Raw genomic sequence first — 11051 nt, 5'->3', positions numbered from 1 at the left:
GGGCGGAATTTTGCCGAGCTGGTCACGGCCGTCTGCGCGGCCGCCCCTCCACCACTCGCTTCGCGAGCGGTCCCCCTCCCCTGAGCAAGCTCAGGGGAGGAATGGAAGGTCAAGCCGCGCGCGCTTCCTCGATGATCGGCACCAGCGCCGCCAGGAACTGCGCCGCGCTCGCCTCCCAGGTGAAGCTGCGCCCATAGGCCGCGCACGCATCCCGATCACGCGTCAGCGCATGCGCAATCGCCGTGTCCAGATCCTCGGCCATCGCCCCGGTCTCGGGTGTCAAAATGTCGACCGGCCCGGTCACCGGATAGGCCGCGACCGGCGTCCCGCATGCCAGCGCCTCGATCATCACAAGCCCGAACGTGTCGGTCTTGCTCGGAAACACGAACACATCCGCCGCGCGATAGGCCTGCGCCAGCTCGGCGCCGAACATCGACCCCATGAACCTGGCCTCAGGATATTTCGCCTCCAGCGCAGCACGCGCCGGGCCATCGCCGACGACAACCTTGGTCCCAGGATGCTCTGAAGCCAGGAACGCCTCCAGATTCTTCTCCACCGCCACGCGCCCGACATAGAGCTGCACCGGCCCCGGCAGCGCCGCCATCGCCGGATGCGGCACCACGCCCGGGTGGAAATTGGCCAAGTCCACGCCCCGCCCCCAATGCTGCACCTGGGTCAGCCCATGATCGACCAGCGCCTGCCGGATCGACGCTGTCGAGGCGAGGATCGACTGCGCCGGTGCATGGAACCAGCGGATATAGCGCCACACCCACTCCGCCGGCACGCCCGAGCGCGCCTCGACATAGTCCGGGAATTGCGTGTGATAGGCGGTGGTGAACGGGAAATCATGCCGCAGGCACCAGCGCCGCGCCGCGACGCACACCGGCCCCTCGGTCGCCAGATGTACCGCATGCGGCGAGAATTCGTCGAGCAGATCGCCGATCGTGCGGCTGCGCACCATCGCCAGCCGAATCTCGGGATAGGTCGGGCACGGCACCGAATAGAACAGGTCGGGCGAGATCACCTTGACCTTATGCCCCTGCCCCTCGAGCACGCGCCGCACCGACTGGAGCGTGCGGACGACGCCGTTCACCTGGGGCTCCCAGGCGTCGGTTACGATCGCGATCCGCATCTCCGTTTCGCTCAAGCCGCCACGCGCTCCTCGACCCGCTCCGGGTCGAGGTCACGCGCTGCGATCTCATCGGCCCAATGGAGGATTTCCATCCGGCCATCGTAATGCTCGACCAGTGCGGTGCAACCCTCCACCCAGTCGCCGTCATTATAATATTCGATTCCGTCGATCGTGCGCATCTCGGCGGTGTGGATATGCCCGGCGATCACGCCATCGACCCCGCGCGCGCCGGCCTCCTTGGCGACGATTTCCTCGAAGCCGCAGATGAATTCGACCGCGTTCTTGACCTTCTGCTTGGCGTGCTTGCTCAGCGACCAATAGGGCAGGCCGCGCCAGCTGCGATATTTGTTGCACCAGCGGTTGAGCGCCATCACCGCGGTGTAGGCCGCGTCGCCGACATGGGCGAGCCAGCGGTGGCTCAGCGTGATCGCGTCGAACTCGTCGCCATGCAGCACCAGCAGGCGGCGGCCATCGGCAGTCTGGTGGATCGCCTGGCGCTTGATCTCGACGCCGCCAAAGCTCAGGCCCGTGAACTGGCGGAAGATTTCGTCATGATTGCCGGGGATGTAGATCACGCGGGCACCGCGCTTGGCGCGCTTCAGGATGCGCCACACGATGTCGTTATGCGCCGCGGGCCAGTAGAATTTCTTCTTGAGCTGCCACCCGTCGATGATGTCGCCGACCAGATAAATGGTGTCGCTGTCGACATGATCGAGGAAGTCGATCAGCATCTCGGCGTTGCAGCCACGCGTCCCCAAATGGATATCACTGATCCAGATGGTCCGATATTGTCGACGCCCGCCCACCGTCTTTTCCGGAATCGTAGGTTCCGCTGCGGTGAAATCGGCGAATTCTGCGACATTCGTGTCAAACGGAAGTCGAGTGATGGTGGCCATTGAAGCGCCCCGTGCAATGCCCTTGCCTGGGTCGCCTATGGCGATGGAATGTTACAGCTCGAATCGTTGCCGCGTCACCGAAATGTCACGCAGTGATCGCGATATAGTCATCAAGCGCTTCGACCCGCGCGATCCATGCGCGCACCGCCGGAAATGGCGCCAGCGCGAACCCGCCCTCTTCGGCCACATGGCTATAGGCATAGAGACAGATGTCGGCGAGGCTCGGTGCACGGCCCACGAACCAGTCACGCCCGGCCAGATGCTCGTCCATCAGCTTCAACGCCGCCACCCCCGCCGCGCGCTTCCCCGGCAACAGGGCGCGCTGCAGATCGTCGAGATTGCTCTCCCCGACCCAGCCCATCCAGAACCGCACCGTCGCGATGTTCGGCTCGTGATTATACTGCTCCCAGAACATCCAGCGCAGCATGTCTGCCCGGTCGAAGGGATCGGCAGGGATCAGCGCGCTGCCATCGGCAAGGTAGAAACACGCCGCATTGCTCTCGGGCAAAAACCGCTCGCCATCCTGCAGCACCGGAATCCGCCCATTAGCGTTCACATTGGCCAGGAACGCCGCCGTCCGCGTCTCCCCCGCCATGATGTCATAGCCGCGCCGTTCGAGTGCCTTCTCCGTCAGCGCCGCCGTCAGCCGGATCTTGTAGCAATTCCCCGACGGGGCATACTCATGCAGGATCAGGCCGCTCACGACACGACCTCGAGCACAATCTTCCCCATATGCGCACCGCTTTCCATCCGGCGATGCGCCTCGGCCGCCTCGGCGAGCGGATAGGTGCGGTCGATCACCGGCTTCAGCCGCCCGTCCGCCACGAACGGCCATACCGACCGCGACAACTCGTCGGCGACCAGTGTCTTGAACGCCGTATCGCGCGCACGCAGCGTCGATCCGGTCAGCGTCAGGCGGCGGCGCATGATCTCGAACACCGGGACGGTCGCCATCGCCCCGCCCTGCACCGCGATCGACACATGCCGCCCGTCATCGGCCATGCACTTCAAATTCCGCGCGACATACTCCCCGCCAACCATGTCGAGCACGACATTGGCCCCGCGCCCCTCGGTCAGGTCCTTGACCCGCGCTACGAAATCCTCGGTGCGATAGTTGATCGCATGATCCGCGCCATGCGCCAGGCAGGCGGCGACCTTGTCGTCGCTCCCCGCCGTCACGATCACCGTCACGCCGAACAGATTGCACAGGCTGATCGCCATCGTGCCGATCCCGCTGGTCCCGCCATGGACCAGCGCGACGTCGCCCTCGCTGGCGTACCCCCGCTCGAACAGGTTCGTCCACACGGTGAACAGCGTCTCGGGGATCGCCGCCGCCTCGACCATCGACAGGCTTTCGGGCACCGACAGGCACTGGCCGAGCGGCGCTACCGCATATTCGGCATAGCCACCCCCGGCGATCAGCGCGCACATCGGCTGGCCGATCAGCTCGGGCGGCAGGTCCGCGCCGACCGCGACCACCGTCCCCGCGACCTCCAGGCCCGGAATGCTCGTCACCCCGGGCGGCGGCGGATAACCGCCCATGCGCTGCAGGACATCGGGCCGGTTGACCCCGGCGGCGGCGACATGGATGAGCACCTCGTCCGCGCGCGGCACCGGCACCGGCCGCTCGACCGGCACCAGCACCTCCGGCCCGCCCGGCTGCGCTGGATCGATGGCCGTCATCCGGTCGGGCAGGCTGGTCATGCGGATCCCCCTAGAACTGCGCCTGAATCGGCGCGGCAGCGCGTCGCGTCAAGCGGTCAGCTACGCAAAGCGCGACCGCCTTCGTCGGTTGACAGCGGATCGCACGCGCGGAACGCTTCGCCGATGCACCGCGCCCTCCCTCCGCTGCTTGCTCTGCTCGCCCTCGCCACCGCGCCAGCGGCCTGGGCCGCGCAACCTGAGCAACAGCCGCTGCCGGACGGCTTCATGGCGGCGCTCAATGCGGGCAAACTCGCAGAGGCGCAGGCGTTGATCGAGCCGGCCGTCGATGCATGCCTCGCAACCGATCCCTCCGCCGCCCGCTGCATCGAACTGCTGACCTGGCTCGCCTCGGTCGGGCAGCGGCGTGAGGATCGCCCGCTCCAGCTGCGCGCCGCACGCCGCGCCGCCGCTGCGGCCGCCACCCATGCGCGCGGCACCGCGCTGGAATATTATGCGCTGGTCAACCTGTCCGGCGGGCTCGACGATTCCGGGACGCCGCTTGAGGCGGAAGCACCCGCCCGCCGCGCGCTCGCCATTGCCGAGCGGCTTTGGCCAGAGCCGAGCGACAATGTCGCGCTCGTGTGCCGCAATCTCGCGACGACGCTGACCGCGATCGGCAAGCATGAAGAGGCTGCGACGCTGATGCGCCGGGCGCTCGCGATCCGCACGGCGCAGGGCGGGGCGGGGTCGGTCGCTGCACTCGACGCGAGCCGCGTCCTCGGCGTCACCCTCAACGAAGGGGGTCGCATCGGCGAGGCGGTGAAGCTGCTGACCTTCTCCGCCGACACGCTCGCGACCCGCCACCCCACGCGCATCCTCGAACGCGCCCGCGCCGAGGGCGATCTCGCCAGCGCGCTGCACGACGCCGGCCGCTATGCCGATGCGGCGCAGCGTTACTACAACGCGATCATCCTGTGGGAGCAGACCGGCAACGAGGGTGAGGGCGTGCTGATCGTCCTCAACAATGCCGCGCGCAACTTCGTGGCGATGGGCGACTATCAGCGCGCCGAACAGATCGACCGGCTGGTGCTGCGGGTGAAGACCGAACGGCTGGGTGCGGACGACCCGTCGCTGGCGCGCGCCTATGGCAATCTCGGCGTCGTGCTGGAGGCACAGGGCAAGGTGGACGAGGCGCGCCCGCTGCTGCGCAAGGCACTGGCGATGGCGGTCGCCGCCTATGGCCCGGCCCATCTGCGGACCGCGCCATTTCGCGGCTACCTCGCCGATACGCTGCCGCTGGCCGAGCAGGAAGCCGAACGGCGGACGCTGATCGACATCTATCGCACGCAGCTCGGCCCGGGCCATCCCGATACGCTGAACGCGCGCGCGCAGCTGGCCAGCGTCCTGTCCGCGCTCGGCCGGCACGGCGAGGCCGAGACCGAGTTGCGCGAGATTGTCGCGCGCGGCGCTGCGACCTGGGGCCCGGAAAATGTCAACTTCGCCGATTCGCTGATCGCGCTCGCACTGTCGATCGCCCGCCAGCTGCGCCCCGGCACGATGGCCGAGATGCAGGCGCTGATCGCGCGCGGCTGGTCGATCCAGCGCGCCGCGCTCGGCCCCGAACATCCCGACACGATCGAATCCGCCATCTATCTGGCGCAGATGAGCGACGACGACCGCGCCCGCACCCTCTCACGCGGGGCGCAATCCGGTATCCTCGCGCGGATCGGGCGCAGCCGCGACTTCGGTGCCGCCGCGCAGGCGGAGTTGCGCGCCTTTTCGCCGGTGTTCGGACAGGCGGTTCAGATCAACTGGCGGCTGTCGCATCCGCGGGCGGCAAAATAGCGCCACATCCGCTTGACATCGCCGGGATGCCGTCCGACCTTTCCGCCATGGAAGACGATCTTCCCCGCCGCACCGACGATCCCGCAGCGCAACTGGCGCGCCAGGATCTCGACCCGTTTTCGGTATCGGAGCTCGAGGCGCGGATCGCGCTGCTCGAAACCGAAATCGCGCGCTGCCGTACTATCATTCAACGCGCCGTTAACCATCGCGCAAGCGCGGATGCCTTATTCAAGCGATGAGTGGAGCACCGATCCCCGGGCGTCACGCTATAAGAGTCTTGGGGACAGGTGCGGCGCTTGATGCACGGTGCAACACTCCCGACATAGGGGATGCACGGGCCGCGTGTCTCTCTTCTTCGGCCCGACTGGAGTAAAGCCGAATGCCTAGTTTCGCTTCCGCCCTCGAATCCACCCTTCACCGCGCGCTGGAAGCCGCCAGCTCGCGTCGCCACGAATATGCGACGCTCGAACATCTGCTGCTGGCGCTGGTGGACGATGAACATGCGTCCAAGGTGATGGGTGCGTGCGGGGTGGACCTGGGTGAGCTCAAGACCACCGTCGCCCATTATCTCGATACCGAGCTTCAGGCGCTGCGCGTCGATCAGCAGACCGATCCCTCGCCCACCAGCGGGTTCCAGCGCGTCGTCCAGCGCGCGATCCTGCACGTCCAGTCCTCGGGCCGCGACGAAGTGACCGGCGCCAACGTGCTGGTCGCCCTGTTCAGCGAGCGTGAGAGCTATGCCGTCTATTTCCTGCAGCAGCAGGATATGAGCCGTCTCGACGCCGTCAGCTATATCAGCCACGGCGTCGGCAAGGGCGCGACCCCGGTCGAATCCGCCCCGCCGAAGGGTGCCGAGGAAGACAAGGCGCAGAAGAACGACGGCAAGAAGGGTGAGAGCGCGCTCAAGCAGTTCACCGTCAACCTCAATGAAAAGGCCAAGACCGGCAAAATCGATCCGCTGATCGGTCGCGGCCCCGAAGTCGATCGCACCGTCCAGATCCTGTGCCGCCGCAGCAAGAACAACCCGCTCTATGTCGGCGATCCCGGCGTCGGCAAGACCGCGATCGCGGAGGGCCTGGCGCGCAAGATCATCGAGGGCGACGTCCCCGAAGTGCTCAAGGAAGCGGTCATCTACTCGCTCGACATGGGCGCGCTGCTCGCGGGCACGCGCTATCGCGGCGATTTCGAAGAGCGGCTGAAGCAGGTCGTGTCGGAGCTGGAAAAGCTCCCCCATGCGGTGCTGTTCATCGACGAGATCCACACCGTGATCGGCGCTGGCGCCACCAGCGGCGGCGCGATGGACGCGTCGAACCTGCTCAAGCCCGCGCTGTCGGGCGGCTCGATCCGCTGCATCGGTTCGACCACCTACAAGGAATTCCGCAATCACTTCGAAAAGGACCGCGCCCTGCTGCGCCGGTTCCAGAAGATCGACGTCAACGAACCGACGATCGAGGATACGATCAAGATCCTCGCCGGCCTGCGTTCGGCGTTCGAGGATCACCATAACGTCAAATACACCCCCGACGCGATCAAGTCGGCGGTGGAGCTCAGCTCGCGCTACATCAACGACCGCAAATTGCCCGACAAGGCGATCGACGTGATCGACGAGGTCGGCGCGATGCAGATGCTGGTGCCCCCGTCCAAGCGCAAGAAGACGATCACCCCCAAGGAGATCGAAATGGTCATCGCGACCATGGCGCGCATCCCGCCGAAAACGGTGTCGAGCGACGATACCAAGGTGCTGGCGAACATCGAAACCGACCTCAAGCGCGTCGTGTTCGGCCAGGACAAGGCGATCGAGGTGCTGTCGTCGGCGATCAAGCTCAGCCGCGCCGGCCTGCGCGATCCCGAAAAGCCGATCGGCAATTACCTGTTCAGCGGCCCGACCGGCGTCGGCAAGACCGAAGTGACCAAGCAGCTCGCCGAACTGCTCGGCATCCCGCTGCAGCGCTTCGACATGTCCGAATATATGGAGCGGCACTCGGTCAGCCGCCTGATCGGCGCGCCTCCGGGCTATGTCGGCTATGATCAGGGCGGCCTGCTGACCGACGCGATCGATCAGAACCCGCATTGCGTACTGCTGCTCGACGAAATCGAAAAGGCGCATCCGGACCTGTTCAACATCCTGCTGCAGGTGATGGACAACGGCAAGCTGACCGATCACCACGGCAAGACGGTCGATTTCCGCAACGTCATCCTGATCATGACGACCAATGCCGGCGCGTCCGACATGGCGCGGGAGAGCATCGGCTTCGGCGAAATCAGCCGCGACGATGTTCAGGAAGACGCGGTGAAGAAGCTCTTCACCCCCGAATTCCGCAACCGTCTCGATGCGATCGTGCCGTTCGACTATCTCCCGACCAAGGTGGTCGAGCGCGTGGTGGAGAAGTTCATCCTCCAGCTCGAACTCCAGCTCGCCGACCGCAACGTCCATATCAGCCTGGACGATGAGGCAAAGGCGTGGCTCACCGAACGCGGCTATGACAAGCTCTACGGCGCGCGCCCGATGGGCCGCCTGATCCAGGAAAAGATCAAGCAGCCGCTGGCCGAGGAACTGCTGTTCGGCAAGCTCGTCCATGGCGGCGAGGTCGAGGTGAAGCTGAAAGACAATGCGCTCACCTTCGCGATCACTCCGGCAGCGCCAAAGGGATCGAAAAAGGGCGGCAAAAAGGCCCCGGCCAAGGCGAAGTAAGCCGTCCTACCGACGCGAACCACGAAACCGCCCCGGTGAAAACCGGGGCGGTTTTGTTTTGGGGGAAAGCACACTCGACCCCGTCGTCCCGGGCCTGACCCGGGACCGGGCTACCTTCGCGTCGCAAGAAGCCCAGCCCCGGCTCAAGGCCGGGGCGACGCGGAGGCTGCGATACGGCAACGCTCCCGCCCCCATCGTCATGCTGAACTCGTTTCAGCATCCACCGCTTAACAAGCGACCAAGCCGCTGGCGGCGTGGATACTGAAATAAGTTCAGGATGACGGCTAGGGCTGCAATTGAGTGGAAAGCGGGCGATGACCTGATTAGCACCGTGAGTATGGCCGAAGAGCACGCCAAGATCATTGCCGCCGCCGCCAAAGCGACGCTGGGACCGATGGGCTTCAAGAGGAGGGGCCAAACCCGCCTTTGGATATTAGATCATGGGATTTGGCTGAACATCGTAGGCTTCAGACCAGGCCAGTGGTCGGTGAGCGTCGACCTTGATAACGCTGTCCATTGGCTCTGGGCCGGACACGGCTTCATGAGCTTGGACTACTTAGTTCGCGGATCACATACGTCTTTCGAGGACAAGGACCAGTTCCGCGCAGCCGTTGCGCAAATTGCTGACCAAGCGGCATCGAGCGCCAAACAACTCGAAAACCAATTCTCCTCGTTCGGCGCAATCGCAGGTTTCGTGATCCAGAGCGCGAAGGATAGCGAGGATATGCGCCGAAGTTGGTTCGGCTACAAAGCGGGGCTCGCTTGCGGGCTACTGGGCAGGCTGAAAGAAGCCGAACACTTTCTGAGCGGCATCACTGACCCAAGGGTTGTTCACCATGCAACGCCACTTTTGGCGTTGGTCAATGACCCGCGTGGATTTAGATCAAGGGTCAACGGAATTGTCGCGCAACAGCGTGCCGCGTTGAAGCTGCCGGTATTGGAGTGCGATCCATTCTGATGTCAGCAATGGGGTCGTTAGCCGACGGTCCGCTAAATCCGCCCGCCTAATCCCGCACCACCACCACGGTCACCCCCACCGGCACCGCCGGCGCATCCCACCCCGCCGGCCGCCCACACCGCTCCCGGCACGCCCGCAGCTGCGCCGCGCGTTCGTCCGCCAGCCGCCGCCACGCGCGCGCTTCCCGGATCAGCCGGTCGACCTGCCATTCGGTGCTTTCCCACGCTCCGTCGGCGCACGCGCGGTCGCGCCCGCAGATGCGCTTCACCGCATGGTCGATCCGCGCGGCAAGGATATCGATCCCCGCCTCGGTCGACAGATCCAGTCCGGCAGCCGGAACCGCGATCCGGCGCGTCTCGTAACGCGCACCGGCCATCGCCGGACCGGTCAGACTCAGTACAGCCGCTGCGGCGGCGATTCGGTGTATCGGTGTCATCACGGGCCTCGCTCCACACAGATTACCGAAATGCGTATGCAGCGTTAACCACCGTCTCGCGTCCCGCGTCCCGCCATCGGACAGGCTTCACATGCACTTGCGCATGCTTCGCCGCAGCGGCGCGATCACAATCGGCGCCAGACGTTAACCGCTTCTTCGGGTTCGGCGGGTTAGTCGCGTGATATGACAAGGGGGCTCGTCACGCTGCTGGGATTCGCGGTCGCGCTGGCCGCGTTCTTCGCGATTCCGGCGCACGCCCGCCCGCCCGGCTGGAGCGCCGGTACCACTGGCCGCCCGGTCGCCACCTGCATCCGCCGCGCCGCGCCCGGCGACGATCCGCGCGCCATTGCCCGCGACCTCGCCGCGTTCGATTGCATCACGCCACAGAAGCAATTCGGCAGCGGCGACTTCTGGGTCATCTCCGAACCCGTCGGCGAACGCTCGCGCTCGCGCCGACCGCTCAACGCGCGCATGCTCAGCCTGTGGCAGGAGCGCGTGACGCTGCACGTCCTCTACACCGATGGCCGCATCCAGACGATGTCCGACGACGCCGTCGGTCTGACCAAGCGGATCCAGCTCGGCGCGATCGTCGAATATCCGATTCCCCGCCTGCGGGCACCGGTCGACCGGCTGTTGTGGAAGGTCGAGGGGTCGAGCAACCTCTATGCCGTAATCCGCAATCTGCGCATCGCGACCGCCGCGGAGAGCTACCGCGCCAATCTGTTCATGGCAGCGCTCTATGCCGCGTTCGGCGGGCTGTGCATTGCGCTGCTGACCTATAATCTCGCTCTGTGGACCACACTGCGATACCGGTTCCAGCTCGCCTATGCCGCGATGGTCGCGGCGTTGATGGCCTATGCGTTCACCTCGTCTGGCGCGCTCGCCTGGGCGATGCCCGACATTTCCAATGTCTTCCGGCTGCGGCTCAACTATCTGCTGCTGACAGTCACCGCCGCGTCGGCGCTGTGGTTCGCGCGCACCTTTTTCGAAGAGCATGTGTTCGGTCCGCGGCTGCGCCTGCTGATCCGCGCCAGCATCGCGGCCTTGCTCGTCAGCGGCGTCGGTTTCGCGATCTTCGCGCCGCTCGCCCCAAAGATCGCGCATACGCTCTACAATTGCGTGTTCGTCAGCATGTTGCTGCCGATCGTTGCGATCGTGATCTCGGCGTGGCGCAACCGATCGAACTTCCTGTGGCTGTTCGGCATCGCCTGGGCCGCGCCGATCGTCGCGGGCTGCCTGCGCGTTCTGTCCGGGTTCGGGGTGCTACCGTGGAGCTTCTGGCTCGACAATTCGACGCTGATGTCGATGGCGGCAGAGGCATTGCTGTCGTCGATCGCGATCACCTATCGCATCCGCCTGCTCAGTCAGGAGCGCGATGCGGCGGTCGCGGCCGAAACCGTGGCGCGCCGCCTCGCCGATCTCGACCCGCTCACCGGCCTGCTCAACCG

At 65.6% G+C, this 11051-nt stretch carries 10 protein-coding genes; 5 read left to right on the top strand and 5 right to left on the bottom strand.

Features of this window, described 5'->3' with window-relative positions; translation table 11 throughout:
* Positions 1-109: 109 nt before the first annotated feature.
* The 4 genes from AX681_RS11000 to AX681_RS10985 form a co-directional block, all read right to left on the bottom strand.
* Positions 110-1132 carry a glycosyltransferase family 4 protein gene (locus AX681_RS11000; RefSeq protein WP_066663573.1) on the bottom strand — a complete coding sequence of 341 codons (1023 nt, stop codon included), beginning with the start codon at positions 1130-1132 and terminating at the stop codon, positions 110-112.
* Between the two features lie 11 nt (positions 1133-1143).
* Positions 1144-2028, bottom strand: coding sequence for a UDP-2,3-diacylglucosamine diphosphatase (locus AX681_RS10995; RefSeq protein ID WP_066663574.1), 885 nt, complete (start codon positions 2026-2028; stop codon positions 1144-1146).
* A gap of 85 nt (positions 2029-2113) precedes the next feature.
* Entirely contained in the window at positions 2114-2731 is a 618-nt protein-coding gene (locus AX681_RS10990; RefSeq protein WP_082738091.1) for a glutathione S-transferase family protein, read from the bottom strand.
* A complete protein-coding gene (locus AX681_RS10985) occupies positions 2728-3732 on the bottom strand; it encodes an NAD(P)H-quinone oxidoreductase (protein ID WP_197422026.1) in 1005 nt (334 codons plus the stop codon). Before AX681_RS10985 ends, AX681_RS10990 begins: the two co-directional genes overlap by 4 nt.
* A gap of 123 nt (positions 3733-3855) precedes the next feature.
* Between AX681_RS10985 and AX681_RS10980 the strand changes: the two genes are divergently transcribed.
* From AX681_RS10980 to AX681_RS10965, 4 genes are all read left to right on the top strand, one after another.
* Positions 3856-5517, top strand: a complete 1662-nt coding sequence (locus AX681_RS10980; RefSeq protein WP_066682243.1) for a tetratricopeptide repeat protein — start codon at positions 3856-3858, stop codon at positions 5515-5517.
* A gap of 26 nt (positions 5518-5543) precedes the next feature.
* Positions 5544-5756 (top strand): DUF1192 domain-containing protein, encoded by a 213-nt coding sequence (locus AX681_RS10975; RefSeq protein WP_231733786.1) that lies wholly within the window; start codon positions 5544-5546, stop codon positions 5754-5756.
* Positions 5757-5896: 140 nt separating this feature from the next.
* Positions 5897-8209, top strand: coding sequence for an ATP-dependent Clp protease ATP-binding subunit ClpA (gene clpA / locus AX681_RS10970; RefSeq protein ID WP_066662148.1), 2313 nt, complete (start codon positions 5897-5899; stop codon positions 8207-8209).
* A 337-nt stretch (positions 8210-8546) separates the two neighbouring features.
* Positions 8547-9167, top strand: a complete 621-nt coding sequence (locus AX681_RS10965) for a hypothetical protein (protein WP_156442869.1) — start codon at positions 8547-8549, stop codon at positions 9165-9167.
* 46 nt (positions 9168-9213) lie between these two features.
* Here AX681_RS10965 and AX681_RS10960 read toward each other — a convergent pair whose 3' ends face one another.
* Positions 9214-9603, bottom strand: a complete 390-nt coding sequence (locus tag AX681_RS10960; protein ID WP_066682242.1) for a UrcA family protein — start codon at positions 9601-9603, stop codon at positions 9214-9216.
* A gap of 183 nt (positions 9604-9786) precedes the next feature.
* Between AX681_RS10960 and AX681_RS10955 the strand changes: the two genes are divergently transcribed.
* On the top strand, positions 9787-11051 hold a 1265-nt coding region (locus tag AX681_RS10955; protein WP_066682240.1), incomplete at its 3' end, for a 7TM-DISM domain-containing protein.

The sequence above is a fragment of the Sphingomonas sp. CCH9-E2 genome (assembly GCF_001557215.1).
Lineage (GTDB): Bacteria > Pseudomonadota > Alphaproteobacteria > Sphingomonadales > Sphingomonadaceae > Sphingomonas.
This window is presented reverse-complemented; position numbering and strand designations above follow the sequence as displayed.